Origin of the sequence: Brevibacillus panacihumi (assembly GCF_003710985.1) — a bacterium.
GTDB classification, from domain to species: Bacteria; Bacillota; Bacilli; order Brevibacillales; family Brevibacillaceae; genus Brevibacillus; species Brevibacillus panacihumi.
In genome coordinates, this window is the sequence record NZ_RHHT01000032.1 from 94,481 (window position 1) to 114,060 (window position 19,580).

The following is a 19,580-nucleotide window of genomic DNA, read 5'->3' on the forward strand; positions in this document are numbered from 1 at the left end:
GGTTTCAGCGGCCACCCCTGATTCACTTCCTGGAATCGGCTGCTTATGGCCGCGGTTCCGCCTTTGGAGTGGAGCCGGCCCTGGCCAACCCTCAGCAAAGATCCCAACCCGCCTGGAGTGTTTTTCCCTTTTTCCTCCGCACCACGAAAGCCGGTGGACCACCAATACTACAAAAGCCCAAGCCGCTGGAATATCGTATCCACGTGCTTGAGGTGATAACGGTAGTCGAAGCAGGAATCCAGCTCTTCCTTGGTCAGTGTGGAAGCAACTGTCGCATCCTCCTCCACAATCGCGCGGAAGGAGCGTTGCTCTTCCCATGCCTGCATCGCGCGCGGCTGGACGATGTCGTAAGCCTGCTCGCGGGTCAGGCCTTTTTCGATCAGCTTCAGCATGACCTGCTGCGAGTAGATCAGGCCAAAGGTGCGATCCATGTTGCGCTTCATGTTTTCCGGGAACACCGTCAGGTTCTTCACGATGTTCATGAAGCGGCGCAGCATGTAGTTGAGAAGCTGTGTCGCGTCAGGCAGAATCACGCGCTCCACCGACGAATGGGAGATGTCGCGTTCATGCCAGAGCGGAACGTTCTCGTAAGCGGACAGCATGTGCCCGCGGATGACGCGGGACAGACCGCAGATATTCTCGCTGCCGATCGGGTTGCGCTTGTGGGGCATGGCCGAAGAGCCTTTTTGTCCCTTGGCAAACGCCTCTTCCACTTCGCGCAATTCGCTTTTTTGCAGACCGCGGATCTCTGTCGCGAATTTCTCCAAGGATGTCGCGATCAGCGCCAGTGTCGCCATGTACTCCGCATGGCGGTCACGCTGCAGCGTCTGAGTGGAGATCGGCGCCGGAGACAGGCCCAGCTTTTCACATACATACGCTTCTACAAATGGATCGATGTTGGCGTAGGTTCCCACCGCACCGGAAATTTTGCCGAAGGCCACTTCTTTTTTGGCTGCGCGGAAACGGGTCAGGTTGCGCTTCATTTCTTCATGCCAAAGGGCTAGCTTCAGGCCGAAGGTGGTCGGCTCCGCATGCACGCCGTGCGTTCTGCCCATGCAGACCGTATCTTTGTGCTCACGCGCTTTGTCGGCCAGGATGGCGATGAAGTCCTCGATGTCCTTTTCCAGGATTTCATTGGCTTGCAGCAGCAGGTAAGAGAGCGCAGTGTCGACAACGTCTGTGGACGTCAGTCCGTAATGCACCCACTTTTTCTCCTCGCCCAGCGCTGGCGTCTCCGATACCGCACGGGTAAAAGCAACCACGTCATGGCGAGTCTCCTGCTCGATTTCATAGATCCGGTCAATGTTGAAGCTCGCATGCTCCCAAAGCTTTTTTACGTCTTCCTCCGGGATGACACCCAGCTTGGACCATGCTTCACACGCGAGAATCTCCACTTTCAGCCATGCCTGAAACTTGTTTTCCTCTGTCCAGATGGCACGCATTTCCGGGCGCGAGTAACGTTCGATCATGATTGTACCTCCGTTTTTGTACTCCAGATTTCCAGCTTCTCGATCAAGCCGAGTGCTTCCTCTACTGTAGGGGCCAGTACGTTGAGATGACCCATTTTCCGTTTTTCCTTGCTTTCTGCCTTGCCGTAGAGATGAAGCTTGGCTCTCCTGGGCAAAGCATCGATCCGATCCAGGACGGGCTGCAGATGCTCACCCAAAATATTAACCATCACGACGGGCGTAAGCAACTCCGTAGAACCCAGCGGCAGGTTGCAGACAGCCCGTACATGCTGTTCGAACTGCGAAGTCGCACAGGCTTCCATCGTATAGTGACCGGAATTATGCGGACGTGGAGCCAATTCATTGACGTACAGCTTGCCATCACGGGTAAGGAACATCTCGATGGCGAGCAGACCGACCACATCCAGCTTCTCGACGATGGTCAAGGCGATGCGCTCTGCCCGCTCCCTGATATCATCGGATACCCGTGCAGGCACAATCGACAAATGAAGGATATTGTCCTGATGAACGTTTTCTGCCGTCGGAAAAACAGCCAGATCTCCATCCGGATTGCGTGCTGCGATGACGGACAGTTCCAGCTCGAAAGGAACAAATTGCTCGACGATCAGTTCGGTTCCCGCTTTTGCCAGCGTTTCGTACGCTTCCGCAAGCTCCTCTTCACTCTTCAATACCCACTGGCCCTTGCCGTCATACCCTCCGGTCGCCGTCTTCATGACGGCTGGCAGCCCCAGCTCGCGCACAGCCTGCTGCAAATCAGCGAGACTGGCTACTACGCGAAAAGGTGCGACGGGTATCCCCATCTCCTGAATCGCCGTTTTTTCACGGATCCGGTTCTGCGTAATGCGAAGCAACCGGCTTCCCTGCGGCACATAGGACTTGCTCTCCAGCACTTCTGCCACCTGTGCATCTACATTTTCGAACTCATAGGAAATGACATCGCTTGCGGCAGCCAGGCGCATGGCCGCCTCTACATCATCGTAACGGGCGACGATTTGCTCGTCTGCCGTCTGTCCGCATGGCGCATCCGGTGTCGGGTCCATGGTGACAAAACGGTAGCCCATGGCTCGTCCTGCGAGTGCAATCATCCGTCCCAGCTGACCGCCGCCCAGTATGCCAATCGTGGCTCCCGGTTTGATTTGCTTGCTTTCTGCATGTCTCATACCAGTTCACTGCCCTCCAGCACGTTAAGACGTACAGCATCCCGTCTTTCCATAAAACGTTGTTGAACCTCCGGATATTTGATCCCGAGGATTTGAGCGGCTAGCAGTCCTGCGTTGGTCGCGCCGGCCTTGCCAATTGCCACAGTGGCGACCGGAACTCCGCCTGGCATTTGCACGATCGACAGGAGAGAGTCTAGCCCATTCAGATTGGAGGATTTGACTGGCACGCCGATGACCGGCAGTTCCGTCTTGGAAGCAACCATCCCGGGCAGATGCGCTGCTCCGCCAGCTCCCGCAATAATGACTTCCAGTCCGCGGCTTTTTGCCGTTTGCGCATACTCGAACATCAGGTCTGGCGTGCGATGTGCGGATACTACCTTCTTTTCGTAGGGAACCTGCAGCTCATCCAGTATAGCGCATGCTTCCTTCATCGTCTCCCAGTCTGATGTGCTTCCCATGATGACGCCTACCAATGCTTTGGTCATGATCGATCGCCCCTTGTCCTATCATCAGAAGAAAACCCAACCGACTAACGGCGTCTATGCCGTACTCATCGCCTGGGCTATACGTACTTTTTGCTTTCGACATCTTCAGTTTAGCAGGGACAAAGGAAGCCTGTCAACCGTATTCCCGAACATTCATGTTGGTAGTTTCTCTATCATTCGTGTTTACTCTTTTCCACCCAGGCAGCTGCCTCTTCTTGCTTCTCGAGTTTCAGATGCAGCCAATAATCAATGAACGGCGCAGCGTCAGTTCCGGCTTCCCGGCTCAGCATCGACACAAACCTCTCCCCCGTAGCCTGATCGTACTGATGCTCCTTGACGTATTGGCGCAAGAGAGCGTGAAGCCTTTCCTCTCCCCATGCTTGGCGAAGCTCCCAAAGCATCGTAGAACCCCGACCGTATACGAGATTCACATAGCTGTTCCAGTCTGGGAACTGTTCGACACTCTGCCAGACCGTCAATCCCCTCACCGCATAGGAACGCGACTCTTGTGACCCGGCCTTGCGCATCTGGATATAAAAGGTGGCACTGGGCCGTTTGGCTGCAGTCAGGTAGGCCATCGTGGCATAATCGCTCAGACTCTCGTCCAGCCAAGCCTCCCGCACCTCGTCATTGCCGACCAAAGCGTAAAACCACTGGTGAGCCGTCTCGTGCGCCACCACCGCTTCGCCGCTCGGATCAGACCGCTCGAACAGATCCTCCTGGACAAACACGATGCCCGGATACTCCATTCCGCCAAAAAAGCCTCCTGTTTTTACAACATCGTACTCCTTGTACGGATAGGCTCCAAATTGCTCGCTGAAGTACCGCAGCGATTCTTGCGCCACCTCGTGCAGGCGTTCTGCCATACCTGGATCGTCACCCTCCTGCGACCAGGTATGCACCACGGTATCTCCTACCTTTCCAGACTTTTTGCGATAGCTGTCATCCATCACGACCATGGCGAGGTCCCGAACATTCCAGGCATCGATTTCATAGGTGGTTACCCGCTGCGGCCGGGACTGTGTGACCACCGCCACGCTCTCGACACCGCTGGTCGCAAGCTGATATTTTTCCTCCAGCTTGACCCGCAGATGGTAGTTGGCCATTTCGCTGTAAAAAGGATCGCCGATGGACGCATAGGGATCGAGCCGCCAACCGTCCTTCTCCTTTACCGCCAGAATCGGGAGCCAGTTGCCCAGCCACATGGCGTGATCGTTATACGACAACCTTCCTTTATTATAGGGAACCTGCAGCTCAAAACGCATTTCCACCTCCGCATGGGGCGGCTTGGCGCTTTTCCCTGCCGGAATGGGAACGTGCAAAAGTGTATTCGACTTGCCCTCCACCTGCACAGGAGCTTCTTTTCCGTTTACCCGCACCTGCTTGATTTCAATTCCGCCAGGCTCTCTTTGCTTTCCCAGGATTCTCTCCCAGTTCGGATCCTCCATATCCGCTTGCGGCTGGAAGACGTTGGGATACAAATGAAAATACGCCCGGTCATCTTGTGGCTGAAAACGGACGGTCAGGGTGCCTGTCACACGGTGTACGGCAGGATCGATTTGCAAATCGGCGAAGTAGCTTGTCTCATGCTTTGGCTCGGAAAGCGCAATCTGAGCCCCTTCAATAGCGACTGGAGCACTCCAAGCTTCTGCCCAATGATAGACACCAAAAGCGATGCCTGCTATCAAGAAGAGAGCCAAAGCCCCTCTTTTTTTCCCCATGGCGATCCCCTGCCTTCATCTGCTTGTCTTCCTTGTATCCAGTCTATGCCTGATTCTTTTCATTTTATCCCCATAAAAAAAGCTCCTCTCCAATGATAGAGAGAAGCCTTTGATTGTATGATGTTTATTCCCGCAGCCAGATGAAGTACGCCAGGAAGACGAAGAACAGGACGTACATCGCAGGATGAACCTCGCGAGCCTTGCCTTTCATCACTTTCAGGACAGGGTACACGATGAAGCCGGAAGCCAAACCTGTCGCGATGCTGTACGTGAGCGGCATCATCAGGATGGTCAGGAAGGCAGGGAATGCTTCCTCCAGATCGTCCCAGGCAATCTTCACGATGCTGGACGCCATCAGTACACCTACAATGATCAAGGCAGGTGCGGTAACAGCCGAAGTAACGACAGACATCAGCGGATAGAAGAACAGGGCCAAAATGAACAGCAAGCCTGTTACCACAGCGGTAAAACCGGAACGGCCGCCCGCAGCCACACCCGCTGTAGATTCGATGTAAGCTGTCGTCGTGGAGGTTCCCAGCACAGCACCAGCCATGCCTGCGATTGCGTCAGAAGAAAACGCGCGTCCAGAGCGAGGCAGCTTGCCGTCTTTGAGCAAGCCAGCTTGGTTCGCTACGCCCAAGAGTGTACCTGTTGCATCAAAAAAGTCTACGAACAAAAAGGTCAAAACCACAATCAGCATGTTTACCGTGAACAGGGAAGATGCATCACCCAGGTATTGAAAAGCTGCACCAAACGTGGGAGCCAGACTTGGTGGAGGAGAAAATACATCCGTTGGTACATTGACCAAACCGACGATCATCCCCGCAATGGAAGTGATTAACATACCAATGAAGATTGCCGCATTTACCTTGCGTGTCATCAAAATCACGGTTACGATCAATCCAAAAATAGCGAGCACGGCATTCTTCGCTGACAGCACCTGTTCTGGAGTCATGTTTTCATGGAACCAGGTGAGATGGCCCAGAGCGACGAAGGTAGCTTCATTTGCTACAACGATTCCTGCATTTTTCAATCCGATAAAGGCGATAAACAGGCCAATCCCCGCAGATACGGCAAACTTCAAGCTTTGCGGAATCGCATTGATGATCGCTTCACGAACCCCGGTCAGCGACAAGATCAGGAAGATCGTACAAGAAAGGAAAACGCCTGCCAGTGCTTGTTGCCAAGGAATTTGCATGGTCAATACGACCGTATACGTGAAAAACGCATTCAAGCCCATCCCCGGAGCTTGTCCGATCGGCAGTCGACCGATGAACGCCATCAGCAGGGTCCCGATCGCCGCAGCCAATGCGGTTGCTGTGAACACGGCACCGATCTCCGGATAGTTGGCCTTCAGCTCAGGCGGCAAATCTGCGCCGCTTAGAACATACGGGTTAACTGCCAAAATGTAAGCCATCGCTAAAAAGGTAGTGATACCCGCGATAATCTCGCGGCGGTAATTGGTGCCTAGTTTGTCAAACTCGAAATACTTGCGCACCGAAGTGTCCCCCCAGAGTTTTGTAGATTGGCGGTAAACAAAAAAGTCGAGACGCATGAATTAACGCCTCGACTGCAAACAAAACGATGCGGGACCAATCACGAAAAAATAATAACAAAAACCCATCCCGTCGACATTTTGTTCGTAGTCTGGTCGTTAACGGCGACCTGGTAGAAACTCCTAAGCCATATCCTCAGGAATATACGAACTTTCTTATTTACCTGTGTACATCGAACAGTGTATCAGGTAGATTTTGTGCTGTCAACGAAAAATACGAACGTTATTATTCTGTCGCGAATAATCATCCGGTTTTACAAAATTGATCTCGCAGCTTTGTTTACTTTTCGTCTTTTGCCCCCACTGGGTGGTACGCGACGAGATTATTCCCACTCAATGGTGGCTGGCGGTTTGGAAGTTACATCGTAGACGATGCGGTTTACATGATCGACTTCATTGACGATACGCGTGGAAATTTTTTCGAGAACATCCCACGGAATACGCGCCCAGTCAGCCGTCATTCCATCGATGGACGTCACGGCGCGAATCCCCACGGTATACGAATACGTACGAACATCTCCCATAACGCCGACTGTACTCATGTTCGGCAATGCCGTGAAGTACTGCCAAATGTCGCGGTCCAAACCTGCCTTGGCAATCTCTTCGCGCAGAATCGCATCAGATTCCCGAACGATGTGCAGCTTCTCTTCTGTCACTTCGCCCAAAACGCGAATGCCCAAGCCTGGTCCCGGGAACGGCTGGCGCCATACGATTTCGTCCGGCAAGCCCAATTCCGAACCCAGCTTGCGAACCTCGTCCTTGAACAAGGTTTTCAACGGCTCGATCAGCTCGAATTTCATATCTTCCGGCAGGCCGCCTACGTTATGGTGAGATTTGATAGTGTGAGCAGTCGCTGTTCCGCTCTCCACGATATCGGTATATAGTGTGCCCTGTGCCAGAAAATCCATGTCGGTCAATTTCGCCGCTTCTTCATCAAATACGTAAATGAACTCGTTTCCGATAATTTTCCGTTTTTGCTCTGGGTCGCTGACCCCTTTCAGCTTGTTCAGGAAGCGTTCACGAGCATCGATTTTAATTACTTTCATGGAAAACTTTTCTCCAAATGTTTCCATGACGCTTTCGGCTTCTCCTTTGCGCAGAAGACCGTGATCGACGAACATGCAGGTAAGCTGATCGCCAATTGCTTTGTGAATCAGGGCAGCTACAACCGAGGAATCAACGCCGCCGCTCAGCGCGCACAGTACCTGCTTGTCCCCTACCGTTTGACGGATGCGGACGATTTCGTCTTCGATGAAAGAGGTCATGCTCCAGTTTCCTTCACAGCCGCAGATGTTGAACAGGAAGTTGGAGATAAACTCCGAGCCTTTTACCGTATGGCGCACTTCCGGGTGGAATTGCACGCCGTAGAGATTGCGCTCCGGATGGCTGATTGCGGCTACCGGACAGCTGTCGCTGATTGCATCGATGCGGAAGCCTTCCGGAAGCTCCACGACTTTATCCGAGTGGCTCATCCAAACGATTTCATTCGGCTCCCATTTATCGTACAAGCCGTGCTTTTCTTGCAGCCGCAATTCCGCTTTTCCGTATTCGCGTTTGCCTGCCCGTTCCACTTTTCCTTTCAGCATATGGCTCATCAGCTGCATGCCATAGCAAATCCCCAGTACCGGCAGACCCAGTTCAAAGATGGCAGGGTCAACTGTCGGTGCCCCTTCTTCATAGACACTGGCAGGACCGCCGGAGAAAATAATCCCCTTTGGATTCATTTCCTTGATTTTTTCCACGGGAGTATTGTAAGGCAGCAGTTCGCTGTATACCCCCAGATCGCGTACCCGACGTGCGATCAATTGATTGTATTGCCCTCCGAAATCCAGTACGACGACCATTTCCATCGATTTGTCCATGATTTCTCCTTTCTCCTGTACATACAGGACGCACCAGAGCCTGAGAACGATCCATTCCGACTCCATCCGTTTTGTTGATTCCCTCGAGCAGGATGTAACCCGTACAAGCACTGTACCCGAAAAAAACCGGGACTGTCGCCTCCGAAAATTTGCAATACGGCGGCAGAGTCCCAGCTTGTGTACACTTGTGCAGTTGCATGTACAAAAATCCGATGTGCTCTCCTCGTAGTCACCCGATTTACGGTCAGGTGGTAGAAACTTTCAGGCCTTATTCCTGAGGATTATACGAGACTCATTGATCGTCATTCTAGCAGATGAAAAGTCATTGTTCAAGGCTTCAATTGACGGGTCAATCTTTCCATTAATTCTTCAACGATCGAGCGAGCCTTTTGTTCGATTCCTTTCATGCCATAAATCATTCGTTCGTAAATTTCGGTCAGAAAACGCAGATCTTGCCGTTTGTCTCCCGATATATGCAATCGGTTGACATATTCGCGCATCGTTTCACCCGCTTGTCGCCGTGAATGGACACTCTCCATCATCCGCATCAGCAAATGATAGCGATCTGCGTACTGTTCCTTCTCCAGTTGGCTCCACTTACGCCGCAGCCACCAGATCGTAATCTCCTGTCTGAGCCGCCAAGCCACGAAACCCGCTGCTGCCAGAGCCCCCAGGAGCAGCGCGTTTACCTGCCAAGGAATTTGGAATCCACGATTGGAGATTGCATCAGCGCCCTCCAATTCATCAAAGCGCCCATCTCCGCGATTCAATGCACCCTGATTCCCCAGATCTGGCAGAGGAATGGGAGACTGCGCCTCCTCGGTATGCAAATCGTATTTAATCCGAACTGGAGAGGTAAAGGAGCTGGTGGCCTCAAAAGGTACCCATCCCATGTTCGGGAAGTAAACCTCAACCCAGGAATGGGCGTCCTTGCTTCGTACTTCCATGATGTCGTTGCCTGCATCATCCGCTCCTACTCGTTGTCCAGGCGCGAAGCCTTTTACCCAGCGAGTGGGAATGTCCAGTGTTCGCAGCATAACGGCCATGGAAGTGGAAAAGTGATCGCAGTACCCCCGGAAGCTCTCGAACAAGAATTGATCGACAAAATCTTGACCTTGTTCAGGAACTGGGACGTCTGTTGTTTCATACTTATATTTTCCGCTGGAGCGCAGGTAATTCTCGATCGCCCTTACTTTTTGATACGGTGTCGGAGCATCTTTTGTAATTTCCTCAGCCAGTTCTTTGACACGAGGCGGCAGTTGTTCAGGCAACTGAAGATAATGGGTCCTTATCTCGATCGGGTACTGCGTCCCGGCTTGCGTGATGGCCTTTTCACTGATGATCGGGACCTCCGCCTCAACATTGTATTGCTTCAGCTTCATCAGCAGCGTATTGGGTCCTACGACGGGCTGTGAATTAGCCGCACCAGATGGCGGGATGAGATTGATCTTTCCTGCCCGGATTTCCAACTGTTGGTTCCAGGTGTCATACACGACTGTAGCATTTTCGGGTGTATAGTCCGTCACTTTTTTCAGCTGTCCCGGATAAAAGACAGTCGCATACTGCAGGGGCCCGCTAAAATAAAGCGAAGCTTTCACTTCTTTGGTTTCGGTCCCATGAAACAAAGCGTTTTTCCACTCGTAGTTTTTCAAGTCCAGGATTGACTCATAATCTCGCTTGCCCTTTTCCCAGCCTGCTCCCGTATAGATGTCCTTGGAGTCTCCACGCCAGTAGCTTCGTTCATTGGTGAGACCGGTAAACACCAGCGTATTGTCGGAAACAAAAGGGCCGCCTAGCTGGCTATCGTTATTGTCATAGCCTACTTTTTTCATGCCGACAGCAGTTGTCGCCTGATCGCTCCCCATCAGATACGAGATGGGATCTGGCCAGTTCGCCTCTTTTTTGGGCGCCGTGTAGGCAATCCCGATGCTCACCCCAAGAACCAGCAATGGGGCTATGATGGCATTGGCAAGCATCCATCCCCGTTTCCCGTTCAGTGTTGCGATGCTGGTCACCTTCGTCAGATGCGAAATCGCCAGCAGCAGGAACCCATAGAGAAGCGAACGTACAATGCCCCCATCCGCTTCATATGGCATGAATGTATCCAACAGGGCCAAATACGCCTCGGTCATCACGACAAACCACAGCACTTGCCGCTGTTCCAGCACGAGGTACGTAATCATCGAAATCATGACGAGCAGCATCAGATCAAACATGCCATTGCGGGAGATCACTGACATCGCTCCCCAATCCTGCGATAAGACAAGCGGCATGTCCCGTACGATTTGCGTGTATAAATCGATCAGCCATTCCTTTTCCCAGAACGAGGTATCAAAAAAAGCAGCATGGAGCAGCCACAGAACCCCGAGCAGCTTGAACGGAAACGTAAGCCACCGATACGGCAGGAACAGATCCATGAGAATCACTGCACCTGCGATGGTGTAAAAAGGCCATAGCGCTCCCGTATCCGTCAATTCCTGTAAAGGGAGAAGCCATTCTCGAAGAAGCAAAAAAAGGAACAGCGCTGAGATCATATCCAATATGGTCGGGCGTTTCCATTCGTACATCCGCCTAAGCACCCCCCATCCGTTTCCACTGGTGGTAGTCCTGCGTATGGATCGACGTGCAAACTACCTTATTGGCTGCCAAGAGCCGCAACACTTGCTTTTGTTCTGCGGTATAAGCTCCGGTTCGGCTGATATGGAACAGCTGCACCCGCCTTCCCCTTTGTACGAGAGAGACCAAACGGGCTACCAATTCCTTGTCCAGCCTAGGTGTCACCATCATGAGCGTCACGCCTTGCGATTGCTCCAGCGCCTCACGCCCGATCAAACGGGAAAACGAGTCGCTTCCCTCTGGCATGACTCTCGCCAGCTGATCAAAGACCCGCAGAAAATGGGCATGAGACAGGCCGGGATCGATCGACATGCGCTCCTTTTGCTTGAAAACCAAACCGTAATGATACTGATTGCGGTTGGCGTAGGCGATGAGGCTTGCCGTTACTTTTACGGCCAATTCAAACAGATCGGATGCAGGATAACTATTTTTCTCCACATCTAGGAAAAAGACTGCCTGGTTCATCGCCTGATGCTCGAATTCCTTCGTCTTCAAGCCAGTGCCTCGCGCAGAAGCCCGCCAGTGGATCTGACTGAGGCGGTCGCCGCGCTGGTACTCCCGCACACCGCGAACAGCCGCCACATCATCCGAGCGGCGATGTGAGACGTGGATGGTGCCGCTGAAGCTGCCGTCTCCGAGGGGCCAATGGTTCACGTGCTGGTAGGATGGATACACCAGTATGTCATCTGCAAGAGAGATTACCTTTCTTCTCTCAATAAAGCCGAAGAAATCTCCTCCGCAAATGACCGATTCCTGCAGACGATAGTATCCACGGGGCAGTTGCGGAATGACGTAGCGAAACTCTACCTCCCGCTTAAACCAGGGAAAAATCAATTGCTTATGTGGTTCGTAGAAGCCGACCAGCCTCTCCGGGAGCGCTTCAATCACCATGTTCCACCCTAATGGAAACCAGATCCGCCGGCGCAGACGAATCGTGACGACGACGTCTTCCCCTTCCTGCAGGCGATTTCGGTCCAGATGGCGGACGACCTCCAACGTGGCAAACATCAAGTAGTAAGCCAGACACTCATAGACGAAAAAGACGAGGCTGCTGTAGAACAAAAACCAACTGGCGAATCCCCCCTGGAACATGGCGAAAACATAAGTCACCAGCACCAGTGCGATTACATTGAATTTGCCCCATTTTTGTTGTCTCATGATCTGTGGTCACCTCATCCCATCGGAACGCGGGTCTCTGCCAAGATTACCGTCAGAATCCGATCGACATTCGCCCCTTCCAAACGCGCTTCCGGCTTCACGATGATTCGATGCGAGAACGTAACCGGGACGAGCTCTTTGACATCATCCGGAATGACATAATCACGGCCGCGTACGAATGCCAATGCTTGTGCCGCCCGATACAAGGCCAGGGAGCCGCGCGGACTCACGCCTAGATAGACATGGTGATGGTCGCGGGTTTTGTGGCAAAGCCGGACGATGTATTCCTTGATGCCCTCTGACACCTTCACCTCTGCGCTTTGGTCCTGCAATCGCCCCAGCTCCTCTGCCGTCATGACAGGCTCCAAACTGTCCAATGGATTGCTATCGGAAAAACGGGTGAGCATGCGCGTCTCTTCCTCCATGCTCGGGTATCCCAAGCGCAATTGCATCAGGAAGCGGTCCAACTGCGCTTCCGGCAGCGGGAACGTCCCTTCATACTCCAGCGGATTTTGCGTCGCCATGACGAAAAATGGTTTCGCCAGAGGATACGTCGTTCCATCTACCGTAATGGACCTCTCCTCCAATGCCTCCAGCAAAGCCGACTGGGTTTTCGGGGACGTCCGATTGATTTCATCTGCGAGTACAACATGGGCAAACAAAGGACCCTGGCGAAACTCAAACTCCAGGCTCTTTTGGTTAAAAATCGCAACCCCCGTTACATCGGTCGGCAGCAGGTCAGGGGTGAATTGAATCCTTTTAAAGTCCCCGCCAATCGACTTGGCCAGCGCGCGAACGAGCATGGTTTTTCCCACGCCCGGTACGTCTTCCAGCAAGACATGTCCCTTCGCGAGAATCGCAGCAACCGTCAATTCAATGACGGAACGTTTGCCAATCAATACTTTTTCTATATTTGCAATCAAGTTAGCCACTGCAGGATGTACCTGTTCCACTTTGATCGGGTTCATATCGACAACAACTCCTGTTCCATTTCGTCTTCTATCATGCCTGTGATAACGCATCAGACCCAAGAGCTAAGAGCAGAATCCTATACCTAAGGTACTGGATGAAATAAGGAGATACAAGGAAAAATTAATGAAGATTACAAAATTTGTATAAAGAGAACAAACATTTTTATAGAGCTACGTACAAAAACATGCCCTATAGTACAAAAAAGAGTAGGACTATCTCCTACTCTTCCGCTGTTATAAAAATGGAGCGGACGACGGGTCTCGAACCCGCGACCTTCGCCTTGGCAAGGCGACGCTCTACCAATTGAGCTACATCCGCATATAAGGAGTATGTATGTCCTACTCGTTTTGAACACGTTTATTTTAGCATGTTGTTTTCTCAGGAGTCAAGCTTTTCACTTCCATTCAAAAAAAGCCGGAGATACTCCTCCGGCTTTCCATTCTCCTGATTCGCTACATCTAGACAAACACCATGCCGATCAATAGATACAGAGCAGCAGAAATGCCTGCTACCGTCAGCGCATAAGGAAGCTGCGTTTTGACGTGGTCGATGTGGTCTGACGCTGCCCCTGTGGAAGCGAGTACTGTCGTATCGGACAGAGGCGAACAATGGTCCCCCATCACTCCACCCCCGGCAACAGCAGCAATTGTCGCTACGACCAGGAGAGAGACTTCTCCTCCCGAAAAGGTAAACGCTAATGGTGCTGCCAATGGCATGACGATCGCAAACGTTCCCCATGAGGTGCCTGTAGCAAAGGAAATGACCCCACAGACGGTAAAGATCAAAAACGGCAGCAACTGCGGAGTCAACCAGCTCTCCGTGATGGAAATAATGTAGTGAGCGGTTCCCATGTCTTTGCTTAGCTGGTTAAGCGAAAACGCAAAAGCCAATACAAGGATCGCTGGCATGACCCCCTTCATCCCCGCAGTGGCCGTCTTCATGATGTCGGAAAACGGAATTCCCTGAAAACGCATGATGATTCCGAGAATGACCGCTGCGGCCAAAAAGGCTTCCATGGTTTTCGCGGATTTCAACGTCATGAAGGTGCCAACCGCGATCGCAACCACAATCATCACCGGCAGGAAAAAGTTGAGAAAGACGTTGGTCTTGATCCCCTCGTACGGCGGTGTATCCGTCAGCTCAGATCCCATCAGAGGATCTGCACCGTCTCGCAGCACTTTCCCCTCTTCGATGGCTCGACGCTCCGCTTTTTTCATCGGACCGAAATCAGGTATGACGCGCATCGCCAGCAAGCCTACAAACAAAACAGACAAGATCGCGTAGAAATTGAAAGGAATCGTTTTCAGGAACAAGGACATCGCTTCTGCTTCATTCGTAATCGTTCCAACCCCGATTAACAAGCCCGTAAAATAAGCTGCCCAGCCCGTAATGGGAACCAGCACGCTCACCGGAGCAGAAGTGGAGTCCGCGATATAGGCGAGCTTTTCACGTGAGATTCGTGCTTTGTCCGCTAGATTGCGCATGGTCGAGCCTACAAACAGCGGGCTGAAATAATCGCTGAAGAACACGAACATTCCGAGAAACCATGCCATAAGCTGCGTTTTGACGCGAGTAAACTTACGGCGTTCCAGCATCAGCGTTACATTCTGAATCGCACCTGTTCGTTGAAAGAAGGCAATCATGACGCCAATGAATAATTCCAGAAGCAGAAGTCCCGAAAAGCTCGTTGTACCGAGCGCCGTTTTCATCAAGGTGGGAAAGCCGAGCAAGCCCCCGCCAGATAATAGAATTCCCAGGAAACAAGCCACTGCTAATGAGAAGACCGTATTCCGTGTCCAAAATGCCAGAATCACGGAGACCACTGCAGGAACCAGTGAGATGATTCCCATATGAACTGCTTCTGTTGCTTCCATCTTTTTACCCCCTTCTCCGCTCTTCTCTCTTCTATACTCCCAGGAGCTTCTCTGCGCTGACTCGCTCCCGCTGCTGAATCAATGATGTTTCTTCGTGGGTAAGAATCCCCTTGTACGCTGTCAATCCACGGCGCAAATACGGATTGCGGCGTGCCGCTTCTTCCGGTCCATGGTCTGCAATCGCTTGAATGTGAGCAAAGACAGAAGCTGCATAGGCAATCGAGGTTGTATGCGGGGCAGCGCCCGGGATGTTGTCAACACCAAAATGAATAATTCCGTCCACTTCATAGACAGGATCCTCATAGGTTGTCGGTCTGTAAGTCTCGATTGCTCCTCCCACATCCGCGCTAATATCGATGATGACGGCTTTTTTCCGCATCAGCTTCAGCATGTCGCGAGTAATCAGGTGATCCTTCCTCTGTTTGGGCCACTTGACGCAGTTGATCACCAGGTCGACGTGGGGCAGCAATTGCCGGATGTTGCTCTGATTGGAGAACATCGTGTCGATCCCTTTTGGCAAAAGGTACTGCGCATCCCGCAATACACCGATGTTGACATCCATCATTGTCACTCTTGCTCCCAGCGAGGAAAGCACGTTGGCTGCGCTGCGCCCGACGATTCCTGCCCCAATCACGAGAGCCTGGATTCCTGGCGCGCCTCCGATGCCGCCCACGAGCTTGCCCATGCCGCCATTCACACTAAGCAGGTAGTGCGCTCCCCAAAGCGCTCCAAGCTTCCCTGCTACTTCTCCATTTGGAGAGCCGTATTGATGAGTATCCTCTGCTGTGAAGGCGACCACCTTCTTGTCCAACAGCACATCTACCTCTTCGCGATTGGCAGCCGGGTGAAGGCAGGTGAAAATGATTTGTCCCTCTCGCAGCAAATCGTACTCTTCCGGCAAAATTTCTTTTACTTTTACAATCAACTCGGCATTGGCATAGATTTCCTCCATGCTTTCCTTCAATACGGCTCCTGCTTCCACATAAAACTCATCGGGAAATCCTGCATTTTCTCCCGTTCCTTTTCCGACAAGAACGGTATGTCCCCCCGCTGTAAGCTCGGACACCTCATTGGGTGTTAAAACGACGCGAGATTCACCCTGTTTACATTCTTTAAACGTTCCGATGATCATGTTGGACATCCTCCTTATACGTATGTTCCGGATACTCACCTTCTTAGCAAGGAGCATGCCAACGAGTTGATAAAAAAATCAGTAAAAAAAGACGGCCATCTTCCTGTTTCTTGGAAGATTCACCATCTTTTCCGTGCTTTTTTCTCCCGTAATCCCTCTTGCTTGTTCGTTTTCGGGCAATGGTTGGTGATTTTTAGGCAGTCATTCATAATGGGGGCATGCTTCTGCCCGCTACCTGATCCCGTATTCTTTCATCTTATTTTGCAGCGACTGCCGCGGAATACTCAGTAATTGTGCTGCTCGAGAGACATTTCCCTTTGTTTTTTCGATTGCCCTATGAATCATTTTTCTTTCGAGCGCAGCTACCGCTTCCTTGAGCGGGATGAATGCTTCTTCCGCCCCTTCCCCTGACTCCTCGCTGCTCTCCACGCCTTCGTCTACCAGGTGACGAATGACTCTCTCCAAATCGCTTCGCTGCAGGGTCTCCTCATTTTCTTCCTTGAGCAGGAGCGCGAATTCTACCACACTCTCGAATTCGCGAATATTGCCGGGCCAATGATGCGACAGCAAGTATTCATGTACCCCTTTGACGATATGGCGGACGTTTTTTTGCAATAGCTTGTTATACTTCGTAATAAAGTAAGGCAACAGCAGTTCAATGTCCTCTCTTCTCTCGCGCAAGGGCGGCAGATGCAAGGCCATTACACAAATGCGGTAGTACAGATCAGGGCGCAGCTCTGCGTCTTTCACACATAGGCGCGGATGCTTGTTCAATGCTGCAATCACGCGTACATTGACCTTGCGAGTATGCTTGTCCCCCAATCGGCGAATCATGCCGTCCTCGAGTACCCTCAGCAATTTTGCCTGAAGATGATGGGGCATGGAGTTGAGTTCATCCAGAAATACCGTCCCGCCATCTGCCAGCTCAAACAGACCCGGGCGATCCTCCGCACCCGTGAAGCTGCCTTTTTTCGTACCGAACAGAATACTCTCCATCAAGCTTTCCGGTATCGCCGCACAGTTTTGCGCGATGAATGGCTTTTCGGCTCTTTCACTGGCATTGTGGAGCGCCTGCGCAAACAGCTCCTTCCCTGTTCCGGTCTCTCCAAACAAGCAGACAGGTGAACGTCCCCGGGCCATTTTTTCTGCTTGTCTCTTCAACTCCAGCATCTGTTCGTTGGCTGTCACAATATCATCCAAGGTGTATCTGGCTGCCTCGGGCTGAATATTTCCCTCACCCTGCCTGTCTGGCAAAAACAAGCTTGCGTCCAGTTCAATAAACTCATCTACTCCCTGCTTGTTCTCGCTAATGTCTTTTGACAGCTCGATGGCCCCAATCACTTTTCCGTTTGTCTTAATCGGTAGGGTCACATTGGTCGTCTCTATTTTTTTACCGGAAAAATCGATGATCTCCTGACGATTGCGAAAAATAGGGCGCCCCGTCTTCAACGCGTGATAGAGTGTGCTAGTTTGTTCATTTAGCATCGGAAAGGACGTAAACAGATTTTCCCCGACTATTTCATCCGTCTTCTCATCGGCAGAGGCAAAACGCGGGTTGAATTTCACCGAAAAGAGGATCGTTCCGGAAGTATCGATAATGGTAATGCCGTCAATGTATGTAATCTTTTGAAGCAATCCGTCTCGTTCCAAGCCGTTTCCTCCATTTTCCCTTTGGTTTCTCTCTTATCGTAACGACTTTGCAAGGTGGACAACATAAAAAAACCTGGTAGCTAGCCATGGCTGGATAAGGAATGACTTCCTTGAACACATTAATCTGTTAAGGAGGTGAGACATACATGAGAAATCAGGATGTACAGCAGGAACATACTGCTAGTCAAGAGGACGAAACGTTTTTAAATTCTCTAGATGAAAGCGAGATTGAAAAACGCCATCAATTTCAGATGTTTCCTACCCCAGATGAAAAATTCGCTTCAAAGGTCATAACCGAACTGGAGGATTAATTCCCATTGGCACCTTCACTTGAAGCGGTGGAGGTGTTCATTTTATCCCCAATGGCTTCCCTACTTAGCCATGGCGAGCTTGTGCAAATCATCTTGGTACAAATAAAATAAAAAAACCCTTGATATCACAAGGGTTTTTACCTATGGTGCGGGTGAAGGGACTTGAACCCCCACGGTCTCCCGCCAGAACCTAAATCTGGTGCGTCTGCCATTCCGCCACACCCGCATTGTATTCGTGAAAACTGGTGAGCCATGAAGGACTCGAACCTTCGACCCTCTGATTAAAAGTCAGATGCTCTACCAACTGAGCTAATGGCTCGTGCAAATGGCTGGGGTACTAGGATTTGAACCTAGGAATGACGGAGTCAAAGTCCGTTGCCTTACCGCTTGGCTATACCCCAATAAAAATGGTGCCGGCGATAGGAATCGAACCCACAACCCCCTGATTACAAGTCAGGTGCTCTACCAATTGAGCTACACCGGCACATTCAAGCTATTCATATTATGGTGGCTCGGGACGGAATCGAACCGCCGACACGAGGATTTTCAGTCCTCTGCTCTACCGACTGAGCTACCGAGCCATAACTTTTTCATCGCCATTTGATAAGAATGGCGGAGCTGACGGGACTCGAACCCGCGACCTCCGGTGTGACAGACCGGCGTGAACTCCAACTTCACCACAGCTCCATGTTTACAATATTTGGTTGCACCCAGGTGCACTACCCTCTCACTTGAGCAAGAAGAAAATTCGACATAGTTCAAGTGAAGAAATTGGTTGCGGGAGCAGGATTTGAACCTGCGACCTTCGGGTTATGAGCCCGACGAGCTACCGAGCTGCTCCATCCCGCGACGACTAGGACATTGTCCTGATACATATTCTATCCACTTGTAAAAGTGGTGGAGGCTGACGGGATCGAACCGCCGACCCTCTGCTTGTAAGGCAGATGCTCTCCCAGCTGAGCTAAGCCTCCCCATCACTCTCTGTTTCCGAGAGGATTTCCCAACTTGGTAAGAAGTATGTATGGTGACCCGTAGGGGATTCGAACCCCTGTATGACAGCGTGAAAGGCTGCTGTGTTAAACCGCTTCACCAACGGGCCAAGTATTCAATATGGTGCGGTCGGCGAGACTCGAACTCGCACGGGTCGCCCCGCCACCCCCTCAAGATGGTGTGTCTGCCAATTCCACCACGACCGCAGCTTAGGATGGTAGCGGCGGAGGGAATCGAACCCCCGACCTTTCGGGTATGAACCGAACGCTCTAACCAGCTGAGCTACACCGCCACAATACACTATAAGATTGAAAAAATATGGCGGAGAGTGAGGGATTCGAACCCTCGCTACGCTTGCGCATACTAACGGTTTAGCAAACCGTCCCCTTCGGCCTCTTGGGTAACTCTCCGTATATATGGCTCCTCGGGACGGACTCGAACCGCCGACCGATCGGTTAACAGCCGATTGCTCTACCGACTGAGCTACCGAGGAACAAGGAAGGATTTTATTCCTTCAAAACTGAATCTGCATGAATGCTTTATGGATGTGTGTGGATAAGTCCTCGACCGATTAGTATTCGTCAGCTCCACGTGTTGCCACGCTTCCACACCGAACCTATCAACC

Annotated in this window: 13 protein-coding genes, 14 tRNA genes and 2 riboswitches; of the genes, 1 reads left to right on the plus strand and 26 read right to left on the minus strand. The window is 51.6% G+C overall.

From position 1 onward, the window contains the following. Positions 1-167: 167 nt before the first annotated feature. The 13 genes from purB to EDM58_RS16470 form a co-directional block, all read right to left on the minus strand. A complete protein-coding gene (purB, locus tag EDM58_RS16410; RefSeq protein ID WP_122914299.1) occupies positions 168-1,469 on the minus strand; it encodes an adenylosuccinate lyase in 1,302 nt (433 codons plus the stop codon). Then, on the minus strand, positions 1,466-2,629 hold the full coding sequence (purK, locus tag EDM58_RS16415) for a 5-(carboxyamino)imidazole ribonucleotide synthase (protein WP_122914300.1): 1,164 nt from the start codon (positions 2,627-2,629) through the stop codon (positions 1,466-1,468). The genes purB and purK overlap by 4 nt, the downstream gene beginning before the upstream one ends. Next, positions 2,626-3,114, minus strand: coding sequence for a 5-(carboxyamino)imidazole ribonucleotide mutase (purE, locus tag EDM58_RS16420; protein WP_122914301.1), 489 nt, complete (start codon positions 3,112-3,114; stop codon positions 2,626-2,628). Before purE ends, purK begins: the two co-directional genes overlap by 4 nt. A 173-nt stretch (positions 3,115-3,287) precedes the next feature. Next, entirely contained in the window at positions 3,288-4,835 is a 1,548-nt protein-coding gene (locus EDM58_RS16425) for a M1 family metallopeptidase (protein ID WP_122914302.1), read from the minus strand. Between the two features lie 124 nt (positions 4,836-4,959). Next, the gene (locus EDM58_RS16430) at positions 4,960-6,333 is read right to left on the minus strand and encodes an NCS2 family permease (RefSeq protein ID WP_122914303.1); all 1,374 of its coding nucleotides are present in this window, start codon (positions 6,331-6,333) and stop codon (positions 4,960-4,962) included. Positions 6,334-6,458: 125 nt separating this feature from the next. After that, positions 6,459-6,560, minus strand: a riboswitch (purine riboswitch). Positions 6,561-6,713: 153 nt separating this feature from the next. After that, positions 6,714-8,252 (minus strand): glutamine-hydrolyzing GMP synthase, encoded by a 1,539-nt coding sequence (gene guaA / locus EDM58_RS16435; RefSeq protein ID WP_122914316.1) that lies wholly within the window; start codon positions 8,250-8,252, stop codon positions 6,714-6,716. Between the two features lie 206 nt (positions 8,253-8,458). Next, a riboswitch (purine riboswitch) is annotated at positions 8,459-8,561 on the minus strand. 20 nt (positions 8,562-8,581) lie between these two features. Further along, positions 8,582-10,819, minus strand: coding sequence for a DUF4129 domain-containing transglutaminase family protein (locus tag EDM58_RS16440; RefSeq protein WP_122914304.1), 2,238 nt, complete (start codon positions 10,817-10,819; stop codon positions 8,582-8,584). 4 nt (positions 10,820-10,823) lie between these two features. Continuing rightward, positions 10,824-12,026 (minus strand): DUF58 domain-containing protein, encoded by a 1,203-nt coding sequence (locus EDM58_RS16445; RefSeq protein WP_122914305.1) that lies wholly within the window; start codon positions 12,024-12,026, stop codon positions 10,824-10,826. A gap of 14 nt (positions 12,027-12,040) precedes the next feature. Beyond that, complete coding sequence (locus EDM58_RS16450; protein WP_122914306.1) at positions 12,041-12,994, minus strand: AAA family ATPase; 954 nt, start codon at positions 12,992-12,994, stop codon at positions 12,041-12,043. A 246-nt stretch (positions 12,995-13,240) separates the two neighbouring features. Further along, positions 13,241-13,316, minus strand: a tRNA-Gly gene (locus EDM58_RS16455). Positions 13,317-13,456: 140 nt separating this feature from the next. Then, positions 13,457-14,872: a Na+/H+ antiporter NhaC family protein gene (locus EDM58_RS16460; protein ID WP_122914307.1), complete on the minus strand. Its 1,416-nt coding sequence runs from the start codon at positions 14,870-14,872 to the stop codon at positions 13,457-13,459. 31 nt (positions 14,873-14,903) lie between these two features. Continuing rightward, positions 14,904-16,004, minus strand: coding sequence for an alanine dehydrogenase (locus EDM58_RS16465; RefSeq protein WP_122914308.1), 1,101 nt, complete (start codon positions 16,002-16,004; stop codon positions 14,904-14,906). Positions 16,005-16,235: 231 nt separating this feature from the next. Further along, positions 16,236-17,654 carry a sigma-54 interaction domain-containing protein gene (locus EDM58_RS16470; protein WP_122914309.1) on the minus strand — a complete coding sequence of 473 codons (1,419 nt, stop codon included), beginning with the start codon at positions 17,652-17,654 and terminating at the stop codon, positions 16,236-16,238. Between the two features lie 146 nt (positions 17,655-17,800). Here EDM58_RS16470 and EDM58_RS25765 point away from each other — a divergent pair, with 146 nt between their 5' ends. After that, complete coding sequence (locus EDM58_RS25765; protein ID WP_183187535.1) at positions 17,801-17,965, plus strand: hypothetical protein; 165 nt, start codon at positions 17,801-17,803, stop codon at positions 17,963-17,965. Positions 17,966-18,109: 144 nt separating this feature from the next. On the opposite strand, the gene EDM58_RS16475 is transcribed toward EDM58_RS25765, so the two are convergent. From EDM58_RS16475 to EDM58_RS16535, 13 genes are all read right to left on the minus strand, one after another. After that, a tRNA-Leu gene (locus tag EDM58_RS16475) sits at positions 18,110-18,191 on the minus strand. Positions 18,192-18,208: 17 nt separating this feature from the next. Then, positions 18,209-18,284: transfer RNA gene (locus EDM58_RS16480), tRNA-Lys, on the minus strand. Between the two features lie 7 nt (positions 18,285-18,291). Continuing rightward, positions 18,292-18,366: transfer RNA gene (locus EDM58_RS16485), tRNA-Gln, on the minus strand. 7 nt (positions 18,367-18,373) lie between these two features. Then, a tRNA-Thr gene (locus EDM58_RS16490) sits at positions 18,374-18,449 on the minus strand. A gap of 21 nt (positions 18,450-18,470) precedes the next feature. Next, a tRNA-Phe gene (locus tag EDM58_RS16495) sits at positions 18,471-18,546 on the minus strand. Between the two features lie 29 nt (positions 18,547-18,575). Continuing rightward, positions 18,576-18,652 (minus strand) — tRNA-Asp (locus EDM58_RS16500). Positions 18,653-18,737: 85 nt separating this feature from the next. Continuing rightward, positions 18,738-18,814 (minus strand) — tRNA-Met (locus tag EDM58_RS16505). Between the two features lie 46 nt (positions 18,815-18,860). Next, positions 18,861-18,936: transfer RNA gene (locus EDM58_RS16510), tRNA-Val, on the minus strand. A gap of 51 nt (positions 18,937-18,987) precedes the next feature. After that, positions 18,988-19,064 (minus strand) — tRNA-Glu (locus tag EDM58_RS16515). Positions 19,065-19,076: 12 nt separating this feature from the next. Further along, positions 19,077-19,161, minus strand: a tRNA-Leu gene (locus tag EDM58_RS16520). A 9-nt stretch (positions 19,162-19,170) separates the two neighbouring features. Next, positions 19,171-19,247: transfer RNA gene (locus tag EDM58_RS16525), tRNA-Met, on the minus strand. Between the two features lie 27 nt (positions 19,248-19,274). Next, positions 19,275-19,365: transfer RNA gene (locus tag EDM58_RS16530), tRNA-Ser, on the minus strand. Between the two features lie 7 nt (positions 19,366-19,372). Continuing rightward, positions 19,373-19,448, minus strand: a tRNA-Asn gene (locus tag EDM58_RS16535). Positions 19,449-19,580 lie beyond the last annotated feature (132 nt).

Coding starts and splice junctions, on each gene's coding strand:
- purK (WP_122914300.1), bottom strand. CDS start 2,629: ATGAGACATGCAGAAAGCAAGCAAATCAAACCGGGAGCCACGATTGGC.
- EDM58_RS25765 (WP_183187535.1), top strand. CDS start 17,801: ATGAGAAATCAGGATGTACAGCAGGAACATACTGCTAGTCAAGAGGAC.
- EDM58_RS16425 (WP_122914302.1), bottom strand. CDS start 4,835: ATGGGGAAAAAAAGAGGGGCTTTGGCTCTCTTCTTGATAGCAGGCATC.
- EDM58_RS16445 (WP_122914305.1), bottom strand. CDS start 12,026: ATGAGACAACAAAAATGGGGCAAATTCAATGTAATCGCACTGGTGCTG.
- EDM58_RS16465 (WP_122914308.1), bottom strand. CDS start 16,004: ATGATCATCGGAACGTTTAAAGAATGTAAACAGGGTGAATCTCGCGTC.
- EDM58_RS16460 (WP_122914307.1), bottom strand. CDS start 14,872: ATGGAAGCAACAGAAGCAGTTCATATGGGAATCATCTCACTGGTTCCT.
- purB (WP_122914299.1), bottom strand. CDS start 1,469: ATGATCGAACGTTACTCGCGCCCGGAAATGCGTGCCATCTGGACAGAG.
- EDM58_RS16440 (WP_122914304.1), bottom strand. CDS start 10,819: ATGTACGAATGGAAACGCCCGACCATATTGGATATGATCTCAGCGCTG.
- guaA (WP_122914316.1), bottom strand. CDS start 8,252: ATGGACAAATCGATGGAAATGGTCGTCGTACTGGATTTCGGAGGGCAA.
- purE (WP_122914301.1), bottom strand. CDS start 3,114: ATGACCAAAGCATTGGTAGGCGTCATCATGGGAAGCACATCAGACTGG.
- EDM58_RS16450 (WP_122914306.1), bottom strand. CDS start 12,994: ATGAACCCGATCAAAGTGGAACAGGTACATCCTGCAGTGGCTAACTTG.